Origin of the sequence: Paenibacillus silvae (assembly GCF_014639235.1) — a bacterium.
Classification (GTDB): domain Bacteria; phylum Bacillota; class Bacilli; order Paenibacillales; family Paenibacillaceae; genus Paenibacillus; species Paenibacillus silvae.
The window spans coordinates 1,130,542-1,151,729 of sequence record NZ_BMFU01000001.1 but is presented as its reverse complement, the minus strand read 5'-3'; the positions used below and the strand labels follow the sequence as shown (position 1 = coordinate 1,151,729).

The 21,188-nt window shown below is 41.7% G+C and carries 16 protein-coding genes; 8 read left to right on the top strand and 8 right to left on the bottom strand.

The window, feature by feature from the left end; genetic code table 11:
• Positions 1-61 precede the first annotated feature (61 nt).
• The 3 genes from IEW26_RS30260 to IEW26_RS05185 form a co-directional block, all read right to left on the bottom strand.
• Positions 62-277: a hypothetical protein gene (locus IEW26_RS30260; protein WP_229729660.1), complete on the bottom strand. Its 216-nt coding sequence runs from the start codon at positions 275-277 to the stop codon at positions 62-64.
• A gap of 193 nt (positions 278-470) precedes the next feature.
• Positions 471-1,793 (bottom strand): amidohydrolase family protein, encoded by a 1,323-nt coding sequence (locus tag IEW26_RS05190; protein WP_188591512.1) that lies wholly within the window; start codon positions 1,791-1,793, stop codon positions 471-473.
• 279 nt (positions 1,794-2,072) lie between these two features.
• Positions 2,073-2,684, bottom strand: a complete 612-nt coding sequence (locus IEW26_RS05185; protein ID WP_188591511.1) for a TetR/AcrR family transcriptional regulator — start codon at positions 2,682-2,684, stop codon at positions 2,073-2,075.
• Between the two features lie 718 nt (positions 2,685-3,402).
• Here IEW26_RS05185 and IEW26_RS05180 point away from each other — a divergent pair.
• The 4 genes from IEW26_RS05180 to IEW26_RS05165 all read left to right on the top strand — a co-directional run bounded on the left by IEW26_RS05180 (position 3,403) and on the right by IEW26_RS05165 (position 9,141).
• Positions 3,403-5,874 carry a dsDNA nuclease domain-containing protein gene (locus tag IEW26_RS05180; RefSeq protein ID WP_188591510.1) on the top strand — a complete coding sequence of 824 codons (2,472 nt, stop codon included), beginning with the start codon at positions 3,403-3,405 and terminating at the stop codon, positions 5,872-5,874.
• Positions 5,875-6,037: 163 nt separating this feature from the next.
• Complete coding sequence (locus IEW26_RS05175) at positions 6,038-6,307, top strand: hypothetical protein (protein WP_188591509.1); 270 nt, start codon at positions 6,038-6,040, stop codon at positions 6,305-6,307.
• A gap of 224 nt (positions 6,308-6,531) precedes the next feature.
• Positions 6,532-7,569, top strand: a complete 1,038-nt coding sequence (locus IEW26_RS05170) for an ROK family protein (RefSeq protein WP_188591508.1) — start codon at positions 6,532-6,534, stop codon at positions 7,567-7,569.
• Positions 7,570-7,941: 372 nt separating this feature from the next.
• Positions 7,942-9,141: an MFS transporter gene (locus tag IEW26_RS05165; RefSeq protein WP_188591692.1), complete on the top strand. Its 1,200-nt coding sequence runs from the start codon at positions 7,942-7,944 to the stop codon at positions 9,139-9,141.
• Positions 9,142-9,238: 97 nt separating this feature from the next.
• Here IEW26_RS05165 and IEW26_RS05160 read toward each other — a convergent pair whose 3' ends face one another.
• Both IEW26_RS05160 and IEW26_RS05155 read right to left on the bottom strand, forming a co-directional pair.
• A complete protein-coding gene (locus IEW26_RS05160; RefSeq protein WP_229729659.1) occupies positions 9,239-9,439 on the bottom strand; it encodes a DUF6199 family natural product biosynthesis protein in 201 nt (66 codons plus the stop codon).
• 304 nt (positions 9,440-9,743) lie between these two features.
• Positions 9,744-10,337 (bottom strand): DedA family protein, encoded by a 594-nt coding sequence (locus IEW26_RS05155; protein ID WP_188591507.1) that lies wholly within the window; start codon positions 10,335-10,337, stop codon positions 9,744-9,746.
• Positions 10,338-10,953: 616 nt separating this feature from the next.
• Between IEW26_RS05155 and IEW26_RS05150 the strand changes: the two genes are divergently transcribed.
• Both IEW26_RS05150 and IEW26_RS05145 read left to right on the top strand, forming a co-directional pair.
• Positions 10,954-14,181 (top strand): GNAT family N-acetyltransferase, encoded by a 3,228-nt coding sequence (locus IEW26_RS05150; RefSeq protein WP_188591506.1) that lies wholly within the window; start codon positions 10,954-10,956, stop codon positions 14,179-14,181.
• Positions 14,168-15,049 carry an amidohydrolase family protein gene (locus tag IEW26_RS05145; protein WP_188591505.1) on the top strand — a complete coding sequence of 294 codons (882 nt, stop codon included), beginning with the start codon at positions 14,168-14,170 and terminating at the stop codon, positions 15,047-15,049. The genes IEW26_RS05150 and IEW26_RS05145 overlap by 14 nt, the downstream gene beginning before the upstream one ends.
• Positions 15,050-15,166: 117 nt before the next feature.
• Here the strand turns inward: IEW26_RS05145 and IEW26_RS05140 are convergent, their stop codons facing one another.
• Complete coding sequence (locus IEW26_RS05140; RefSeq protein WP_188591504.1) at positions 15,167-16,228, bottom strand: cysteine peptidase family C39 domain-containing protein; 1,062 nt, start codon at positions 16,226-16,228, stop codon at positions 15,167-15,169.
• Between the two features lie 1,103 nt (positions 16,229-17,331).
• Here IEW26_RS05140 and IEW26_RS05130 point away from each other — a divergent pair.
• Complete coding sequence (locus IEW26_RS05130) at positions 17,332-17,574, top strand: hypothetical protein (RefSeq protein ID WP_188591502.1); 243 nt, start codon at positions 17,332-17,334, stop codon at positions 17,572-17,574.
• Positions 17,575-17,717: 143 nt separating this feature from the next.
• Here IEW26_RS05130 and IEW26_RS05125 read toward each other — a convergent pair whose 3' ends face one another.
• Complete coding sequence (locus tag IEW26_RS05125) at positions 17,718-18,731, bottom strand: hypothetical protein (RefSeq protein ID WP_188591501.1); 1,014 nt, start codon at positions 18,729-18,731, stop codon at positions 17,718-17,720.
• Between the two features lie 278 nt (positions 18,732-19,009).
• On the opposite strand from IEW26_RS05125, the gene IEW26_RS05120 reads away from it, so the two are divergent.
• Positions 19,010-20,578, top strand: a complete 1,569-nt coding sequence (locus IEW26_RS05120; RefSeq protein WP_188591500.1) for a class I adenylate-forming enzyme family protein — start codon at positions 19,010-19,012, stop codon at positions 20,576-20,578.
• 174 nt (positions 20,579-20,752) lie between these two features.
• Here IEW26_RS05120 and IEW26_RS05115 read toward each other — a convergent pair whose 3' ends face one another.
• The gene (locus IEW26_RS05115; RefSeq protein ID WP_188591499.1) at positions 20,753-21,115 is read right to left on the bottom strand and encodes an iron-sulfur cluster biosynthesis family protein; all 363 of its coding nucleotides are present in this window, start codon (positions 21,113-21,115) and stop codon (positions 20,753-20,755) included.
• Between the last annotated feature and the right edge of the window lie 73 nt (positions 21,116-21,188).

The following is a 21,188-nucleotide window of genomic DNA, read 5'->3' as shown; positions in this document are numbered from 1 at the left end:
ACTTTGGGGGATTTTGCTATGGGTGATTAAGTAATAACTTAACAACTCTAGTATTTGTATTTTAATCAATTTTGTTAGTATCATTAGGTTTGTTATATTTGTTTTCATTTAAAATTTTTTTTAAATCCAAAACTTCATTTTGTAAATGATCAATTTTTGATTTTAAACCTGAATTATTAAGTACAGAGCTAACAACAAGATACATGATTAGATAGTTGGCGGCCATTATAATTAGAAAAATAATGAGTTCAGGTACTCCTCGTACAACTAGTGGCATATCATTTTCCTTTCTTGAAAATAATATTTTAAATCTCCTCTTTATATGGATAATTGTAACATAATACAATTTTATAGATATGTCTTGATATCATTGAATCGGTGCAAAACCGTTGAGGTGAAGATTTATGTTATTGCTAGTTCAGTGAGAGTATATGTTTTGCTGTAAAGAAAAAAAATCTACTTAATTGATCTCACCACACCGCGTTAAGAACCTCATCTACCTCTTTAATGTGTGTGACGGATGGGTTCTGGATCAGATTGCCTTTGACCATAACCATCGACATGTTGGATAAAGCTTCGATCTGTTCTAGCGGATTGTGATCCAGTACAATCAAGTCCGCCTGTTTGCCGATATCCAACGTACCTGTCACGTCGTCGATCCCGAGAATTTTAGCATTGTTGCGAGTGACCATGTCGATGACATCTTTATTAGTCAGATTCGTTTGTCGCATATAATGATCCAACTCTCTCCACATATCGTAGTGGGTCACGTAGGACATGGCCGCATCGTTTCCGATTCCAATAGTGATGCCGTTGTCGATGGCCTGTTTCACCCCTTTCAGCATGGAGTCGTAGACGAGTCTGGAATTTTCTTTGACTGTGGCACTTAACTTGGTCACACTTGGATCGAGCGAAGCGGATGGATAAGCGGCTTGCAGCGTAGGGATTAATGCGGTGTAACCATGAAGGGCTTTCGGGTTATTTTTGTACAAATGAATAATCTCGTCATCCATCTCAGCCCCATGCTCAATCGTATCCACGCCCCCTTGAAGCGCAACGCGCACACCTTCCGTGCTCTCCACATGAGCGGCAACCTTCATTCCAATCTTATGCGCTTCATCGCAGACCGCCGCGACCTCGTCAACCGTCATCTGCAGACGTCCAGCTTCCCCAACCATCTTGGCATCCGTTACGCCGCCCGTCACACAGATTTTGATCCAGTCCACACCATTCTTCACATTAATCCTTACATTCTTACGCATCTCCCAAGGCGAGTCACCCACCAGCGCCAAGTAAGGAGCACCATGTCCACCCGTCACACTCAGGAAAAATCCCGAAACAAGCAGATTCGGACCGACCCACTCCCCACGGTTAATCTCATCCCGCAGTTGCACATCGGTATAAAAGAATTCCCCGACACTGCGCATGGTTGTTACACCCGCGTGGAGTGCGGTAAGTGCGTTACGTTTCATGCGTTTCTTCAAAACATTTCGACCGAATCGGGTATTCAAAATCCGATGATAAGCAAAATCCAGCAATCCTTCACTGACGGAGAGGGTGAGCGGTTTGCCATCGGCAAACAGATGCACATGTGCATTAATCAGCCCGGGCATCACATATTTTCCGGTAAGGTCGATTGTTGTGTAGTGACTAGGGATATTCAGCTCCTGATCTTGAGCAATGTTCTCGATAAGTCCTTGTTCGTTGATGAGAATCGTCATGTTGGGCTGCGGATTACGGCTGGCGTCGCCGTGGATCAGATGCACGTTTTTCAGAGCGTAAGCAGTGTTCATAATATGTTCCTCCTTGGGGTGGGTGGTGTTCATGATGTTACAAGTTGCATCAGTTGAGTGATACGGTTCTGTGCTATTTGGTTTCTCTGTGCAAAGTATTCTTGTGGTCTAAAAGTGAATTTATAATTCATTTTTGGTTCAAAAAAATAGATCGACTTGCCTATGCTTATTTTTTTGCGTGCAAATCAGAGGAAAGTGCAACTGATCCGCACGCCGTGCGACGAGTAATGTTCTATAGTCAAAGTGGACTTTTGCTTTGTAGCGATCCAGCATTATTCCTTATTCGTTCAAACTCTTCATGCCGTACAGTCGGTATATATACAACGCTTCAAAGATTTGCTTACGGCTGTCCTCGCTCATGTCTCGTTTCAATAAGTCCAGATTCATGTCGATGACGTTATGTGCCAGAATGTTCAGCAGAATCAGGTTCTCCTCGGTGCCGATCTCATAGTGTTTGTATTGATTTTTGAGATAGGCTTTCTTCGTTTCGATCATCAGCTCAACCAGCTCGTTCTTGGCGTTGGTGTAGATGGTGCCTTTATTCTTTTCAAAAATAATGATGATCTGATTCCGATACTTTCGCAGCACATCCACCTGCTCTTGCATTAGGACAGATCGCTGCTCGCTGTTCGTTTCCTCAAACGCGTTCTGGTTATCAAAATGAATCGTCTCCACCAGTACTTTTTTCAAATAATCCACCAAATCCGGCGGAACAACGGCGTAGAATAGCTCCTTCTTGTTCTTGAAATAGGTATAGATGTTACCGACCGAAATATTGATCTCGTTCGCAATATCGTTCATCTTAGCGTCCGCATAACCCTTCTCAAAAAACACCTTGAGCGCCGCGTATTCAATCTCTTTCCTGACTTCGTCTTTCTTGGCCTGCACCATCGGGAACGACTCCTTAATAGTGAATGGATGATTCGTTATTAGGATAGACCTTTTTGGAGGGGGTGTCAAATTAGAAGAAGTGATGTGTGGCAAATGAATTTATAAGCACTGTTACCTTACAAGCCTTTAATGCAATACAGCCAGGTTAAAGGTGATGGAAACTAAGATGAATTTTGTTAATTTATTTAGAGGAAGAGGCATAAGAAGTGTACAAATGACTTAGACCAACTCAGTAAACTCAGTCCGATGTATTCTTTAGATGTGAAGGTATGAATGGTTGAGGATCATTTTGTACAAATAGGCAGAGACATCAGACTGAACGTTTTCTTGGTATGTAGTTGGTCGTGCTAAATAGTCCAAAGAGATAAAGTGAGTGATATTTGTTACGTTGTTCAGTAAACAGATTTGGAATCCAACACTTTATTAACGGATCAGAAAGTATGCCAGCACGGGCGAAGCCAGATATTGAAGCTCTCATTCCTGATCGAACGGAATATCTGTGATGATGACGAATTGAGGTGCAATCAGTGGAGATATTGTAAAATTAAGCTTGGCCAGCGCATCGCAAAATCGACTTAAACTTTGGCTATGAAGTAAGCATGTTCTCGTCTAGCTGTAAAAAAGGATGTTGGAGGAAAATGATCGTATATACAGAAATATTATATATAAATCAATTTTAATCGCTAATTTTAAGAAGTAATTAAGAGGGGGGAGCTCTTTGAGTGAAATTTTTCCGCACACAGTTCTGTCAGATACTGATTATGGCGACGAGATATTAAAAAGATTTAGATATCAGGTAGCATATACAGCACTAGTTGCAACTCAAATGTATAATGGAAAGTTGCCTTATAAAGAAATATTTTGTGAACATCATGAAGATATTCTAGCTGTAAATCAAGATGACACTTGTCATGCAATTCAAATAAAAACAAAACAAATAATAAATGGACCTTTGAAAATTAAAGACCCTGCTATTATGAAGAGTCTCATCAGATTTGTTAAACTTTCTAAGAAGTTCCCACAGAAATTTTCTAATTTTATTATTGTTTCGAATTGTCCTTTTCGTGATGATGATTCATCAAAAAGCCTTATTAATTTATTGAATCAAGTGAAAAAAGTGGCACCTGAGGAACTCTCACCGAGAGGGCTGAAAGAATGTATAAATGATTTAATTCTTGAATCGGAAGCGTCTATTGAAGAAGTAATAAGTGTTTTAAAAAATACAGAAGTGCAAATTGGTCCGTCTATGGATGATATTGATGCTAGAGTAATAAATGATCATGTAGGGAAGTTAAAAGCTTGCGAAGATCAGTCTATTGAAAGAATAAGATTAATATATCGTCTTCTTTGCGAGAAGATTTTTAGTGCTTCATCAAAACACCTTGAGAATGGAATGAGTAATTATTATTCTTTAATTGGTGGAATTGAAACATTGCAAGCTGAAGAAATTAACAATAAAAGAATTACTAGTGAAACTGTAGCATTTAGAATTGATACTAGTCTGAAAGAGCATTCCACTATAAATTCTAAAGTATTAATGAACGAAACTTCTTCTGCTGGAGCAGAAGGATTAGAAAGTTTTGAAAACTTTTTAATCCAAAAAATTGATGAGACTTTTTGTTATGAAAATCGTCCTAATGCAATAAATTTTAAAAATCTTATTCTTACTGATGATCCTCTTTTGTGTATTGACTTTGGAACAAGTTATACCTTAGTAACTATTAAAGACATCTTCTCTAATACCTACTTTATTCCTGACATTAAAGGGAACACAACAATTCCAACAATAATTGAAATTTTTGAGAATGGTACATATAGTGTTGGTTCTTCAGTTTCCTCTCATTACAATAATTCATCTTTTATTGTGAAAAATATAAAAAGACTAATTCTCTTAAATAAATATTATTCTATTGGGAATAAAAAAATTAGTATAACATCACTTATTGCTCTGTTCTTCAGATCTTTATATAGGAATGCTTACGAGTATTTAGGAAGACCAGTCTCAAAGATACTATTATCAATTCCTACTGATTTTGGAGTAACTGAAAAAGAAATTATTGAGAAAGGAGCCGAAAGAGCTGGTTTCACTATCTCACGTTCAATTCAAGAAGCTTCATCAACGGCTCTGTTGATTTCAAGTTTTGAACAAGCTGAAAGTATTCAAATTAATATAGACTTGGGCGGGGGGACTTTAGATATATCAATATCAGAAGTTGGGGACGGACTTTGTGAGATATTGTATACTTTGGGGAATAAAAGCCTCGGAAGCATTGATTTTGATTTTGCTATTAGAAAATATATTCAAAACGAAATTGAAAATAAGTATGGACTAAGTTCGATAATGATGACAGATTCTTTGTACACTCAAATAGAGAAAGAGTCAGAGAGAATTAAAATTATGCTTAATTCTCAAGAAACCGTCCCTTTAATTTTTGAGTGTTTAAATGGCACGAACGGAAATGTTATTTATTATGACTTAGAAATCACAAAGGATAAATTTATTGAAATTACAGAATATCCTATTCAGCAGATAAAAGAAATGCTCTTAAAATTAAAAGTAATCCTTAGCCAAGATAATTTTCACCTCAGAGATAAATTAATATATTTAACAGGTCAAGGTACAAAACTTTTTTTGATTAAAAATCTGATCAAAGAGATGTTTCCTAAATATAGTATAATTGATAAATATGAAGAAAGTGCAGTTGCTCTAGGCCTCTCTATTCAATCAGGTATCATGTCTGGAGTTACAAAGGGCAAGATACTTCTGGATAACTCTCATATTTACATGGATGTACTTTGTAATAGATATGAAAAGGAAAATGATACAATTTATTTTTCCGCTGACAACAATTTTTATTTTAATATACTTTCACCTGTTAAGGAGTCAAAGGACGGGCAACAATCACGAAGTATTCCTGATACTAATTTCTCAAAAATAAGTTTTGATAGTATAGATGGGAAAGGATTTGAGATTTCGTTCTTTGAAACTAACCCTAATGACGGAAGAAAAAATTATCTTAAATCTCTTTTTTTTAATCCGGAAATTATGAATATTTACTATATCAAAACTCATATTGATAATGGAGGTAATATAGATATCATAATATGTACAGAAGATGAAATGAATGCGTTTAAGCAAATGGAGTCAGCTCAATTTAAAGCATTTTTATCGAAGATATCCTTAGAATAATCATATCTTAAATGACTGAAGTAATAAAAATAAAGTTCGTACTAAATTTGATTTGATTCTATATTTTAATGTGGAATTCATACAATTTCCTAGCTGGTACTTCATCACGTACCACATCTTTTCTCGAGCTATGTTACCCTCTTCTTAACAAAGGAGTGGTGACATGACAAGTACCCACGGCGAAGATCTGGCTTCGCAGTACGCACAACTCGTAAAGCAAGAAGACGATTACGTTGATCAACTGGTCACATGTAACAAACTCATCCTGGATGCCATGGACATTATCGTAAAGCGTGCAGGGGTGCTGCACATGGATACGGTAAAACAGGCGGCATATCACCTTCACGCGATGGAACAGGATTTGGACCGCAAGTTATTTGAAGTCAGACTGGAGAAGAGCATCTTGTCCAATCACATGAGCCAGTCTACATAATCATTTGAACCAAAGGACAGCACAGGATCATCCAAAAGATGATCTTGCACTGTCCTTTTTCCCTTATTACCCAGCCACTTTCCACTTTCAAATAAGCATTGACTTTCCACACCAATCCCCCTAAACTTCAATTATTAAAATACTTTTAAAAACTCCCCTCCAATATTTTCTCGAATACGTGATCACCCATATACATACAAACGAAAGGAGGCACACAACAAGCGATGTTACCCACATCCCACAATACCCAACAGGTCAAACGCATTAACGTTGAAATTGTAAAAAATACACTTCGGTCGATGGGTGTAGGCACGAAGGCTTCCATTGCAAACCTGACCAAACTCAGCGTGGCAACATGCGGCACGATACTAAATGAACTGCTACAGACAGGAGAGATCATTGATCTCGGCCCGGATGAGTCGAGCGGGGGCAGACCGGCGAGTCGGTATCAGTTTAATGCGGACTACGCTAGTGTGCTATGTCTGATTATTCGTACGGAAGGCGGCATTCATTCGATCACACATACATATGCCAACCTGAACGGAGAGATGGCAGACGAACAGACGCTTATTTTGGATGAAATTAATGTCTCAGTGGTCGAGGAACTGATTGCTGAGCTGATCGCCCAGCATCACAATGTGCAGGCCATCGGAATCGGGATACCAGGGGTAGCGCTCAATGGTGTGATTGGCATCTGTGATGTGCCGGAGTTGGCTAATCAGCCGTTGGGGTTAAGACTCAAAGAGCAATACGAAGACATCGAAGTGGTCATTGGCAACGATATGAATCTGACGGTGTACGGGCTGTACAATGAGCAGCAATTTGAGGAAGAGAAGAACTTTGCGGTAGTAACGTTCCCTGAAAACCATTTTCCGGGAGCAGGTTTCATTATCGATGGTCGCCCGCTCACCGGGAATACGCAATTTGGGGGTGAGGTGTCCTTTTTACCTTTCGGCGTGTCACGGGAAGAGCAGCTGCGCATGTTGAAAACGAAAGAAGGATTGCAGGAACTCGTCGTACAGACACTGGTCTCCATCATTGCAATCATCAACCCGGCGGTCATTGTAGTGACGGGTGACACGATGGACCCAGCGATGCGGAATGGCCTGATCCAAGGCTGTCTGAATCACCACATTCCACAGGAGCATATGCCGGAACTAATGATTCGCCGCGACACTCGGCGCGAATATGTTACCGGGCTGATAGCCGTAACACTGGAAAGCCTGACCTACCGTATTCAGGTAGTTGAGAAGCAATGGTAAAGGATCGGAGCGTTGATCAGAAGGAGGAGCTATCTTCGGATCAATGAATTGTAATAATTCTTTTATATAAAATGAACGATTTCATTAAACAAGTAACGGAGAGGACAGAAAAAAACTGAAAAGCGGAGCTAAAAGCTTTCTGCAAGAAAGCTACATCGGAAGCATAGGCTACGCCTTTATCACCGGATTTTCCCTTTAGAAAAGGGAATTCAAAAAATCTGGGGATAACAGCGATTGGAAGGTTCTTCTGTCATCGGAGTGTTCGAGTTAATGACCCTTGTTTCAACTTATATAGACACAATGGAGGAACTTATTTTGAATCAGCAAGCAAATACACAAGGCAACAAACGAAAGTTCAACAAGCTGTACGCCATGCAGCTGGCAACGATCTTTTTAGGATTTATCGTATTTGGCATCTCGGAAAATATTAAAGGCCCGGCCATTCCGCGCATTCAATTTGACTTCAATCTGGATGAGAAACAGCTTGGGACGTTATTGTCCCTGAATGCTTTGGGATACCTGATCGCTTGTTCGTTCACGGCTATACTGGTTCGCAAATGGGGTATAAAGGCGGTCAGCATCATTTCATTTGCCTCGATGATTCTGTCGGGCGTGTTCATCTATGTATCGCATACGTATCCGCTCTTTGCGTCATCGTATTTCTTCATGTACATCGGTAACGGGATGCTGGAGATTGCGCTGGCGATACTCGGGGCGCGGATTTTTGTGAAAAATACAGGAACGATGATGAACCTGTCCCATTTCTTCTATGGACTGAGTTCAACGGTGGCGCCATTGCTGGCGACAGGCGTCATGTCGCTTACGGTATTTGGATATCAGCTGGACTGGCGCGGTATGTATCTGGTCATGTTGTCGCTCTGCCTGTTGCCGATCATTGCGGCACTGCGCAGTACGTTCCCCGGGGATGATCTTGCCCATGAAGATCGAACCTCGCTCAAGACGTTAACACGTGATCCGGCCCTGTGGCTGATGGTGCTTATTCTTTCTTTTGGCGTGGTATCCGAACTGGCGGTTGGGGGGTGGCTTGTTAACTTCCTGGAGAAAGCATACACATGGGATATGGTTAAAGCTTCGGGGTTATTGTCCGCATTTTTCCTAACATTCTCGCTGGGGCGTTTGCTGCTTGGTCCGCTGACGGATCGGATCGGATTTGTGCTTTCATTGATCTTGTTCTCTGGTTTTTCGGCGGTATGTACGTTTGTCGCGCTTGCAGGTGGGGAGAGTCTGGCTATCTTCTTTGCAATTTCAGGTGCAGGTATTGCGATGATCTATCCAACGGTGATGGCCTTTATCGCCCGCAGATATCCGAACGGCAGTGATACGGCGATTACCTTCACGGTGACCCTCATGGGAGTCGGCAGTGTCATCGGCAACTATGTGATTGGCTGGGTCATTGAAGGCGTAAAAAACATGTACGGTGCGACGACTCAGCTCGGTCTGCTGCGCGGCCTTCAAGCCGGGTATGGATTCATTGGGTTGTGTGCGGTCATTTGTGCAGCATCTGGCGTGGTGCTGTATGTGTATTTGAAAAGAAGGCGGGAACTGATTTAGAATTTTTTAAATATTTATTCTTGCTGGTGATTCAAATTTTTGGGTTATGTCAGATGAATCACCAGTGCATTTGTTCTAAATAGAGTTTCTTTGTAATTTATAAAAATAATCCGTAAGTTGCGTATATTGCGATTCCGAGACAAGCTACTCCACCAACGCGAACAGAAAGTTTGTATAGAGGCGATGGCTCGGATGTATCCGAGGATTTCCATTTCTCCGTTATCATCCACAAAATAGATGGTGCGATCAGCATCATTAAACCAAGTAAACCAAAAATAACGCCAATAGTTATAATCATTTGCAAACTCCTCTCGTCGTTTCGGATTAAAGCAAAGGAAATGGCACTCTGATATATTGTTAAAAATAGATTTTATAAATGAGATTATTTAGTGTATTACAAGTAAAATATTACATATGTTTTAAATTGTGTCAATAATTAAAAAGAAGTAGTTTTATATCGATTATAAGAATTATAGATGCTATGTAAAGGTGGGATATCCTGGCTTAAATCCCCATCAAAAACGAACAAAGTCCAGACGAATCTTATCATCGTCTGGACTTACATCCATCACTTCCCTTACTTCAACAAGCCGCTCACTTGTTTAAGCCGGTCTTTTTTTCCAATGTTTAAGCAGCATGTACATGCCAAATCCAATCAGGAAGATCACGCCTGCCGGGATGATATACGGTTTAACGACCTCGCCGACTTCCTCCCATTGTGCGCCCAGTTTGTATCCAAGATAGACGTATATAGACGTAATGGGCAGCATCGCCAAGAAGGTAAAAATGCTGAATTTGAACACGTTCATCTTCGCCATCCCGCATGGGATGGAGATGACGGTGCGAATGCCGGGCACAAAACGTCCGTAGAAAGCGACCCCGCTCCCGTATTTTTCAAAAAATTTATCAGAAGCTTCGATATGATGGGCGCGGATCAGAAAATATTTGCCGTACTTCTCGACCATAGGTCTGCCGCCGTAACGTCCGAGTGCATACAGCGTCAGAGGTCCGAACGTTCCTCCAACCGTACCAGCCAGAATCGCCAGCCACAGCTTCATATCTCCGAGATACACCCAGTATCCCGCCATGGGCAGCACCAGTTCAGCAGGTACAAATTCAAATGATAATGCAATAACAAGCCCGCCATACGACAGATCTTTAAAGAAAAGTATAAATTGTGTGATCCACTCCGTCATGCTTTCCCTCCACAAATCTATCTATTTTTGATATAAATAAACACATCTCTCTCCAGAGTAACAAGGGCGAACAGCGCTTGTCAAAACTCACAGGAACAGCTGATTTTTCCTGTTATATACCTGATATGTTAGCCTATACATAAGCTTCGCATAGTCCCAACATAGATACGGATGAACAGGGTCTAAGGTTTCTTTTCTATATGTAATCGTTCTTGAGTCAATATGAATCTGCAAAAATAAGCACACTCTGAAATTGCTTCCAAATATAGTATAATAAGACTATCGCTAGATAAGTTGAACAATTCATTTACACTCTAACGGAGAAGACAGAAAAAAACTGGAGAAGCAGAGCGGTCGCCTAAAAGCTTTCTGCAAGAAAGCTACTTCGTAAGCATAGGCTTATCACCGGATTTATACCTTTATAAAAGTCATATGATAAATCTGGGGATAACAGCGATCGGAAGGTTATTCTGTCATCGGAGTGAACTGTGTAAAATCGTAACTCAACTTATACAGATTTGCCACACAGGGCCTGGATAAGTTCTGCAGCGATCGGACGAAGGCCAGTTAGTGTTCACGAAGACCATCCTATACATATAGAGAAGGAGAGCAGAACATGAGCGTACAAACGATCATCGATCAGATTCATATTGTTGAATACGACCATTCTTACGCTGCCAGCCTGGCCGATATGTGGAACCGAAGCAACGAGAGCTGGGGAGGCGGCACAAGGCAGAGAACAGAGGAAGCCGTTCGCCAGGAGATGGAGAACTCCTCCAATCTGCATGAATATCTGGCGATTCATAATGAAGAGGTCGTCGGTTTTTGCAGCTTTGCTCATTATCGTTTTGACGAGAATGCACTATATGTACCGCTGCTTAACGTACGCCCCGACTACCACGGGTACAAGATTGGCCGCAATCTGATCCTGAAGGCTGTGGAGAAAACGGTAGAGGCCGGGTGGCCGCGCCTGGATCTGTTCACTTGGGGAGGCAATACGAAGGCGGTGCCGATGTACAAGAAATGCGGATTCTTTTGGGAGAAAAAAGACGATAGCGTACACCTGATGAATTTTATCCCGACTGTATTGCAGATGGAAGCACTTGCTCCTTATTTCGAAACTGTAGATTGGTATGCCAACAGCACCCGTGAACTGGTGATTGAGCCGGACGGACGTGAGGAGCGCGGGTTTGATTTCTTTGATTATACGTGGGAAAAAGGAGATATCGCCCTTCGGGCATCTTTTGAAAAAACAGGCCGCGGCTTGGCCGCTCTCGAAACGCCGGATTACCACATTCACACCGAGGTTGACGAGCATCATCTGGTGTTTGGTTCGAGTTATGCCGTGCGTTATCATATCCAAAATAAATCGGCCTCTGATCTCAACATCGAGATCAAGGGACAGGATGACAAAAATATCCGTTTTGCCCTGCAGACTGTGCAAACGGTGAAGGCGGGCGAAACGATCACGGTGGAGGGCGAATTCCATCTCGATCCGGTGTCAGAGGAGCAGAACAAAAACAAGACACATCCCGCCATCAGCAGCATCTGGCTTATCAACAGTAAGCAGGCTCAGTTCCGGCTTGGCATTAATCCCAAGTTTCCGGCACAAATCACCCCTGTTCTACCTGTGAAGGAACTGTATCCGGGTATCCCGGCAGAGCTGGTGCTGAACGTTGAAAACAATGTGGATGCCGAAACGGAGTTTACCTTGGAGCTGCCCGCAGGAGATTTTCTGGATTGGAGGGAGCGTAAGCTGCGTTTCACGGTGCCTGCCAAGGGGAAATGTGCTGTACCCGTTCCGTTTACACTGCATACCTATGGCATCTATGCACAGGATGTGGAGATCACCGCTATGCCAGCAGGAGGATCGGAGATTTCTTTTACAAGAAAACTGTCTGTGCTAATGAAGGGAATGGAGGGCAGGTACGGCGGGGAGGCGAACGGTCAGTGGATCGCGGTGAACGGCGCATATTCCCTCCACATGAACAAACACGATAACGTGATGTGGATCGAATATCCCGGGTCACATCACTCCTTCTGGTGGACGTATCCGAAGCTGGGGAAACCGTACTCGGAGGAGCTGTCCAGAAAAGAAGCGAAGGAAGTGCAGATTGTGGCCGAGGGCAATCAGCAGGTTCTTGAAGCCGTCTATGAATTGGAAAGCTTCCCGGGATTGCTGCTGAAAGCCATTGGTAAGCTGTCCGCTAACGGCATTGCCACCTTCTCCTATGAGGTTGTAAATACTCGTGATACGGCATGGGAAGAGCAGCTTTTCCTCATGAATAACTTTGGCTTTTTCGGTAAACGGCTTATTCTGCCTTATCAGGGGCGTTTTGTGGATATGGGCGATGATTATGCTGGTGATCCAAACCACTGGGATAGTGCACAGATTACAGAGAATTGGTTATTCTGCAAGGAGGAGGATGGGGCGTGCGGCATCTATTGGGACCCTTCACTCAAGCTGTTGAAGCCGGAATATACGCTGGGATTGCAGCATGAGCTTGGACGCCTGGAGGCAGGTGCTGTGGCTGCTACGAAGGAAACGGTTTTTGCGCTGAACACGTTTGCGAAATGGTCGGATTTCCGTGCATTTGCCCGTAAACAGCCTAGTACGGTGATCCCTGTGCTGCACGGTCATCTGGAAATGACGCTGAATGACGGTAATTCCTTTGCACCCGATGTGTTGCAGGCGGAATTAATCGAACGAAAGCAGGTTTCGCTTGCTGGCACATGGGATTTATACGTGCAGCAGGGCGACGAGCCGGAGATGAAGGCCCATACGATGGAGCTGGATGGGGCAGCACAGCTAAGCTCGGCTAAGCTTGAATTTTCCCCCAAGGACAACGGAACGGCAGCAGGTCGGGTTGATCAGTACCGTTCTGACTCTCCTGAACGTGCCCACTCGCAAGAGCACATTGGCAGTTGGAAAGTGCGCGGTGTGTACAGGGGAGAGGACCGGATTCAGGAGCGAAGCGCTCTGTGGTTCCCGCAAACAAGGTCCGAGGTGCAGCAAGTGATTGAAAAGGGATCAGTAGAATCGGGAACATTGTATACCGTCAACAATGGCGTGATATCCATCACGGCTGATCCAGCCTTCTGTGGTGTTGTGCACTCGCTGAAGGTGCAGGGAGAGGAATGGCTGGACAGCTCATATCCAGAGCCTGCTCCTCGTTCCTGGTGGAATCCATGGTATGGGGGAATGACGGTTGATATTCGCGGCATGAACGGCTTCAGTCGTCAATTGGAGGAAACGGATATTTCGTGGTCGGAGCAGAAGGATCAATTCGGCAACGTGTGGAAAGGCATGCAGATCACGACCCGGATCGACAAGCATGAAGCGAATCGGGGAATGACGATACACCAGCATTATCTGATGCTGCCTGGCGTGCCCGTGCTCTGCACCTTGCTCTCTGTGACTAATCAGAGCGGACTGACGCGGGCGAATTATGCTCTTACAGAAGCACAGTTCTTCAAGCCATCCGATGTGTACGCAGAAGGCTGGATCGAGGAGCCGGGACAGGATCGTTTTCCGCTGGGCACGGTGGATATTGGCTTGCCGTTACACCATATATTCCGAACAGGATCGGTATCACGCACAAATATGCTGCATGCAGTGAATCGTCACCCCAAACCGAGTGCCTGGGCGTTTGCCAACAATGTAGTAACAGGGCATCACGTCACGCATGAGCTTACGATTAAAGATGGAGAAACAGTCTGGACAGAGCCGACCTATCTTGTCATGGGCCCAATCAAGCTCAATAAGGCGGATGTGCACGATCTGTTGAAGCTGCGTTTTGTAACAACGACTAGTGAAAAGGAGGCTCACGATGCCCATCATTGATATTCATATTCATTTATCTGACATCGACAGCTTTCACCGTACTGCCATTGACCTGTCCAAGGTAGATTACAGTGCGGCTGGTCTCAAGGCGGAATTTGACCGCAATGACGTTATTCTTGGCATTGGCATGGGCGTAAGCGAGCAGACGAAGGGGGCTTTCCCCGATTCCAGCTCGCCTAACCCGATGGGGCTGGACCTGGAAGAGCAGGTTCCATCCTACCTGATGGAATGTGTAGGCATCAATCCCAACCGGCTGGATGGCAAACAGGCTCAGGAAGAGCTGGACCGGATTGAAGCCAGACTTCAATCGCCCGAGGTTGCGGGAATCAAGCTGTATGCCGGATACTATCATCACTATGTGTATGACAAAATCTATACCCCGGTCTATGAGCTGGCGGCAAAATACAACCTGCCTGTTGTCATCCATACGGGAGACACCTACTCGATGAACGGTCTGCTCAAATATTCGCATCCGCTGACGGTGGACGAGCTTGCCTTGCAGCAGCGCGGCGTCAACTTTATGATCTGCCACCTGGGTGATCCCTGGGTAATGGATGCTGCCGAGGTGGTGGCGAAAAATCCCAATGTATACGCTGATTTGTCCGGCCTTGTAGTAGGGGATCGGCCCCACTTCGAACGTTTTATGAACGAACCGCTGTTTATGGATCATTTCCGCCGGGCTTTGGTTTATTCGGATCATTATGAGAAAATGCTGTTTGGCACTGACTGGCCACTGGCCCCGATTGATCTGTATGCGGAATTCGTCCGCAGACTTGTGCCTGAGCAGCATCATGAGAAGGTATTTTACGAGAATGCCTTTGGCTTGTTCCCTCGTATTAGCCAGCGAATTGCGGAGTTGGGGAGGTAGTTTCGTAATCGGTATTACCGTATCGTCCTAAGTTTTAAAAAATACCAACCGGATATCCAAATTAGAATCTGGATATCCGGTTGGTAAAATGTAAACGAAAGAGCATGATTAGGTTGGTCAGCTATGATCTATGTAAGACTTACTTCTGAGTATGCCTTGTTTGGTGAAATCAGCGAGTAATAGTTCCAATGCTTCTTTTTCCAATTGGTGTAGAAAGTGCAGTTTATCAATTAATTTAGTAAAATTCATCTCTTTTCGGGTTATTAGGTGTTTCAAGAATTGGTTAAGTATAATGGTTGTTTCTTTTTCGACTTGAACATAGTTATCTTTAAAAACATCAGGGAAACGGTAATGTCCTTCTTGTTCTATATAATTAATTTTTAGATTCATAAATTTCTTGTGTTCTTTAAGCGTATATAGAAATCGTGTTTCAATATTCAGTTTTTTGGAAAGTTCCGACGCTAAAAAAGCTGTTAGTTTTTTATAGATATCTAAACCAAAAGTCCGATCTGAGTAAAGCTTTGGTGTATAGAAACTTTGGAAATTTTCCATTTCATTAAATGATGTATAATAGTTCTCCATGCATTCTGCAAAATATGAAAGGGAAAATTCGTAGATTTTTCCGTTGTGGTACTCTGGATTAATTTTCAGCAAATGAGTGAAGTTAAGATAGTCATCATAGATATCACATTCTTCGAACGCTTTCTTCAATTCAGTGTATGAGACAGTAGTTTGAGAATAGTTGCTATTATCGAGAAATCCTGCAAGTTGGAACTCTTGAGTTGAGTCATCATAGCCATAAATCATTACTGCGTGAGCGAATCTAGTCTTTTGATATGAACTTGTGTTCGGAATAAAGTATTCATCAACGTGTGTCAAAACGTAATAATTCGAGTTGATTTGATCTTTAATGAACGAGATTAGATTGGGAATGGACCTCAGTATAAGGTCGCGATGTATTCTTTGAGAGTCTTTAAACCACGGATTAAAGTGATGCTCAGGTGTCTGAACAAAAAAATCAAGGAATAATTCATTATTTTTTAACTCTGATAAAAACATATTTGTATAATTTGAATAAATCCATGGTTGACAAGACTTATTGTCTGAAATAATTGATAAATAGAAGGCATGCTGAGGATAATTTGAAATTAGAGGCTTACAAAGAGGTAGCGTTTTCATCAAGTTTGTCTCCTTAAGATGTTGTCATAGTAGTTTTATACTAGATTTAAGTGGAAATAATGAGCCTTTCATTTGGATTACATATTAATTTAACATAAGTGGAAAAGTTTTTATAGACATTATGGTGTATTTTAGCATTCTCTGAGATTTAATTGTAAGACGGATTGTAATGTGAGGTGAAGACGCCTACTAGCAATGGATAAAACAGTCACATGGTCAAAGTAAATTTGTATAGAATAAAAGACTTTATCCCGTATTTATTTCTAAAGCTTAATGATCTTAAAAAAGAATTTATATTTGATCTTAACAGTATCTATACGAGACAAAATCCTCTATTGATTATAAGTTGATTGAGGAACCAGGAAGTGATACAGATAGTTGGGGAATAGGAGTGTATCCGCTAATTCTCAGAAATGTAGTCTTAAAATATATGAACTCAGAGAGTAAGAAGAATAAGAATATACAACATGTTATTGATTTGATATTTCATTGAAAGGAAGGCTGTGCAGGAGTTGATTTTGGATCTTGAAAACAATAATTCACAAAAATGGAATAAGGAAAGGGGGCTATCTAAACTCTGAAATACCTAGACTAATATAATTTTTATAAAAATACTTCATCCACTATCGTAAAAAAATATAATTACAATTCGATATTAAATTACCGGATATTATATCGATTCATATAAAAAGTGGGTGGATGGTGGAGATTTTCATGTTTTTTTCAAAAGCTAGGCAGCGATTGACCAATATGTCTTTTCGAATCAAATTACCTTTAATGATCAGTCTTCTTGGTGTATCGTACTGCCCATAACCGCTGTATTGTGTTATAAGGTGGCCGAAGGCATTACCCAGAATAAAAGCAAGGATGAAATTCATGCCAAATCTGATTGGATTGGAGCGGGATTGTTAACCTCGCTTAATATGGCGGAACAGGCTGCATTTCTGATGACAAAGCATACGGAGTTTGCAATTGCTTTCCAGTCGGAGTGAGAATGAAGCTCAGGATCTTAACGCATTTTTGGATGAAAATAAAGGACTGATTAATGAAGCGAACAATATATTGGCCCAGAGCCTGGAAGGCATCGAAGGCGCGGTAATCTTATGGTGATTGATCGGAATGGTACGGTTATTGCAGCGAATGAACCAAATGTGGTGGGAGGGGCTCGGATCGAGCACCCGAATCTGGTAGGAAAATCACTCGAATCAGGGGAGTACCAGTCTCTGGTTGTTCTGGCCCCGATTGGAGAATTGCAGCAAGGCGAGTTAAGCATGATGAGAAGGCTGTATTTTATTCGAAAATTCCACAGTCGGATTGGAGCATTATTGTTGAGGATTCCTACGTAGATATGAATAAGCTATTAACAAGCATGGCGAATAAAATGTATATCGTGTTATTCAGTTCAATTATTTTTTCGGTGACCGTGGGCAATCTGCTATCACGGGAGATGTTTAGGAAGTTTAACATTATAACAATTAAATTTCTCTGATTAGTCTTCTAACTCGATTAGTACTTTTTTCAAAGATATTTTTTCTTTTTCACGAAGATTCTCTAATAAAACCACAATCTTTGATGATATTGAATCAACTTTTTTAATTTGACTTTTCAATATAAGACTCCTAATAACTTGAGAGCTTTGTCTTATTTCCTCAAAGCTTTGATAATGTTTATCTGAGATATAACTGTTATCTACCATAAATTTAATTTTATCAACCATTAATGATTTGTGAATATCAATAACATGAAACCATCTGAAGTCTAGTTTCTCTACTTCTTGTAATGAATTTATACTACTTATTATTGAATTATATATGTCTAATCCATACTTATTTTTAACGGATTTACCATACGTTGAATGCATTATTGAATGATAAAATTCGAATGAGAAACGGGAATTAAGATAGTCATTAAGTTCAAGTTTTACAAGCTCTTTATTAAATGATTCTTCCACATCAACGCAATATTGAAAAAGTGTAATTCCATCATTGGGGTCCCATTCACTTGGCAGGTTTAGATAAGCCTGTTCTATCTCATCATAAGGTACCTCAGTTGTTTGATATCGAGTAAAATTATCTTTTGCTACCATAAAGTCAGCCATAAAAAAAACTCTCTTCAAATCATCATAACCAAATATCATAGGGTCATGGGGAATATGTTCTTTTTTATAGTTGTAGTAACAGGAAACATAAAATTGATCAACAAATAAATAGATATAATAATTTAAATCTATACATTCTTTAAAAAATTTAATAGTATCACTGTGCCAATGTTTTATTGATTTTCTATTTATTTTCTGATCAGAGATAAACGGGCAGGAAATATATTTAAAGAGAATAACTTTATCATCTCTGGTCATTCCTTGGGTCAGCTCTAGAGTTAAAAAATTGGAATTCAACCAGGGAAGGTAATCCTGCTTTCCTGCAGAAAGAATTGAAAAAATATGTCCATTGTATGACCATGGTGCTATAATTGGTTTTCCAATAGGGAGCACAGTAGTTGACATTTTGAATTCTCCTTTAAATTCTATTTAAATATGTATTCATTTTTAACTGGAGGATCATAAGGCTACTGAATAAGGTTTATAAGAAATGACCTAATATTATATTTATAAGTAAATCGGGATATGGAATTGAGTGTAATATTTTACATTATTTTATTTCTATACATGGACGTATGTCAACTGTTTCGAATAAAAGTTGGGAAAAGAATCCAAGATATCAACCTCTCATTCCATATTTTTCTTGTCGGAATATTAAGGGTTGGATGTTAAGGGGGAAATAGATGCTTCTATCTGAACGTTTGCCATTAGCTGCGAGTTTATATCCTGAGGCAACTGCGTTATTGCACCGAGGTCATGGAATAAGTTATGGAGAGCTCAATGGTCTTGTTGGGAAGATGAGTGATGCATTCTATGCACAGGGACTTCGAACAGGCGACCGGTTTGCACTGCTGGGTGACCCGAATCCCGAACTGGTGGTTGCATTATTTGCGGCTGTTGCCATTGGAGCGATACCACTCGTACCTTCTCCATTGCTGACTGTTTCTGAACTGGCAGTAATCCTGCAAGATGCAGAACCGACTATCATTATTCATGATGAGCATTATATTGACAAAGCTACAGCTCTGATGCAACTTCTTGGTTCTAATACAAAATGGTTTACCACATGTGAGGAACCTGCGATTTCCGGATCGGAAATGTCGCTGCCCAAGCTTATGGAACAACAATTCGACTGTCGCCGTAATGAAAACTCCAAACGTGATGCAGCAGATACAGCTGTATTAATCTACACAGGGGGTACAACGGGCAGGCCCAAAGGAGTTATGCATTCGCATCGCGGAATGGCGGCCTGGAACCAGCTTACACCTTCCTCGGGTTTTGGGTATGATATCGGACGGCGGGTGCTTGTGCTCAATTTGTCCCATCTGGTTGGTCAGTTTCAGATATGGGCAACGATGGCAGCTGGGGGATGTCTCGTGTTTATGGACGAATATCCAGGGGATGTGCAGCGTATTATTCATGCGGTAGAACAGAACCAGATTACACATCTTAGCACGGTAGGGCAGTTGCTTCGTGATCTTACTCATGAGGTATCCAGGACAGGTGAAGACCTGAGAAGTTTAAAAGTGATTGGTTGTGGAGGTTCGGTTATCGCTCCTGACACCTTGCAGGATGCAGTTAAGCAATTCCCGGCAGCAGTTATTGTCAATAATTACTCCCAGGCAGAATGCGGAATGTCTATTAGTCGTCTTTTTCCTGCAATACATGCGGAGGATACACTTCGGCTTCACTCTGTAGGACGCCCCCAAGACTTGGCTGCACAGGGAGAACTAGCTTTTGAAGTTCGAATTGTACATACAAATGGAAGAGATGCAGTAACTGGTGAATCTGGCGAGATTGTAGTCAGAGGAGCACAAACGATGACAGGGTATTGGCGGCAGCTGGAGCTCACCAGGGAGGTCATGACGGATGGCTGGATTCGAACAGGGGATGTGGGTTGTCTCGATGATGAGGGTTATCTTTATGTGCTGGATCGGTTGAAAGATATGGTCATTGTGAATGGCTCCAATGTATTCTGTGCTGAAGTAGAGCAGGTAATCATGAGACATGAGGTAATTATGGAAGCAGCGGTAGTTGGTGAGCAGCTTTCAGACGAAGGAGAAAGAGTGGTTGCTTTTGTGGTGTTACAGGAGGGGACAAGCTTGGATCTGAAGCAGTTAAGGGCGTTCTGCGAATTGCACCTGGCTCTTTACAAATGTCCAACACATCTGCATATTCTGAACAACCTGCCCAGAACTTCGGTGCACAAAGTAGATAAAAAACAGCTAAAGCAGTATTTGCTCGCCCAATAATTAAAATTTTATAAACGATCGCAGCCAAAGCAAGCATTTCAATATGGATATGAATGGTGTTAACGTTGAAAAACTGAGGATTATTCATTTGTTCACTTATTAAAATGCTAAAAACCTCCCTTCGCACACAAATGCGAATATGGGAGGTTTAAGGGTCTGTACATGGCAAAGCAATTATCCTACAAACCATTCACTAGACTCCGATTTCACATTAGCTGAATCCCTCAGATCTACTACCTTTATATTGTTACCGTAACTCCTTGAGTTACTGTTCAATTGGAATAAATGGAGGCGGTTAGCGGGCGTCAAAAGTAAACAGGATTCAAAGTAAATCTGCTGCTGCTTATTAATCACAAACGGAAGCGAACCCGCATCGATAGACACATCATCACTGTCCCGCTCGTTTAAAATCAAAAGCACCGTAATTCCGTCACTGCCGCAGCTGTCTGTATCATAAAATAATTTGAAAAAGCCGGGCTGGTCGCCCAGCTGCCGGGCAAGTCGTTGTTCTGCCTGCGGACTCACTTGAATGATCATGACGTTGTCACACTCCTCTGGCTCCCAATGAATTCGCTTACATTTTAATATATGGACCACAGCTGCCGATTAG

Coding starts and splice junctions, on each gene's coding strand:
- IEW26_RS05165 (WP_188591692.1), top strand. CDS start 7,942: ATGCAGCTGGCAACGATCTTTTTAGGATTTATCGTATTTGGCATCTCG.
- IEW26_RS30260 (WP_229729660.1), bottom strand. CDS start 277: ATGCCACTAGTTGTACGAGGAGTACCTGAACTCATTATTTTTCTAATT.
- IEW26_RS05155 (WP_188591507.1), bottom strand. CDS start 10,337: ATGACGGAGTGGATCACACAATTTATACTTTTCTTTAAAGATCTGTCG.
- IEW26_RS05130 (WP_188591502.1), top strand. CDS start 17,332: ATGGTGATTGATCGGAATGGTACGGTTATTGCAGCGAATGAACCAAAT.
- IEW26_RS05125 (WP_188591501.1), bottom strand. CDS start 18,731: ATGTCAACTACTGTGCTCCCTATTGGAAAACCAATTATAGCACCATGG.
- IEW26_RS05140 (WP_188591504.1), bottom strand. CDS start 16,228: ATGAAAACGCTACCTCTTTGTAAGCCTCTAATTTCAAATTATCCTCAG.
- IEW26_RS05170 (WP_188591508.1), top strand. CDS start 6,532: ATGTTACCCACATCCCACAATACCCAACAGGTCAAACGCATTAACGTT.
- IEW26_RS05190 (WP_188591512.1), bottom strand. CDS start 1,793: ATGAACACTGCTTACGCTCTGAAAAACGTGCATCTGATCCACGGCGAC.
- IEW26_RS05120 (WP_188591500.1), top strand. CDS start 19,010: ATGCTTCTATCTGAACGTTTGCCATTAGCTGCGAGTTTATATCCTGAG.
- IEW26_RS05145 (WP_188591505.1), top strand. CDS start 14,168: ATGCCCATCATTGATATTCATATTCATTTATCTGACATCGACAGCTTT.
- IEW26_RS05160 (WP_229729659.1), bottom strand. CDS start 9,439: ATGATTATAACTATTGGCGTTATTTTTGGTTTACTTGGTTTAATGATG.
- IEW26_RS05115 (WP_188591499.1), bottom strand. CDS start 21,115: ATGATCATTCAAGTGAGTCCGCAGGCAGAACAACGACTTGCCCGGCAG.
- IEW26_RS05175 (WP_188591509.1), top strand. CDS start 6,038: ATGACAAGTACCCACGGCGAAGATCTGGCTTCGCAGTACGCACAACTC.
- IEW26_RS05150 (WP_188591506.1), top strand. CDS start 10,954: ATGAGCGTACAAACGATCATCGATCAGATTCATATTGTTGAATACGAC.
- IEW26_RS05185 (WP_188591511.1), bottom strand. CDS start 2,684: ATGGTGCAGGCCAAGAAAGACGAAGTCAGGAAAGAGATTGAATACGCG.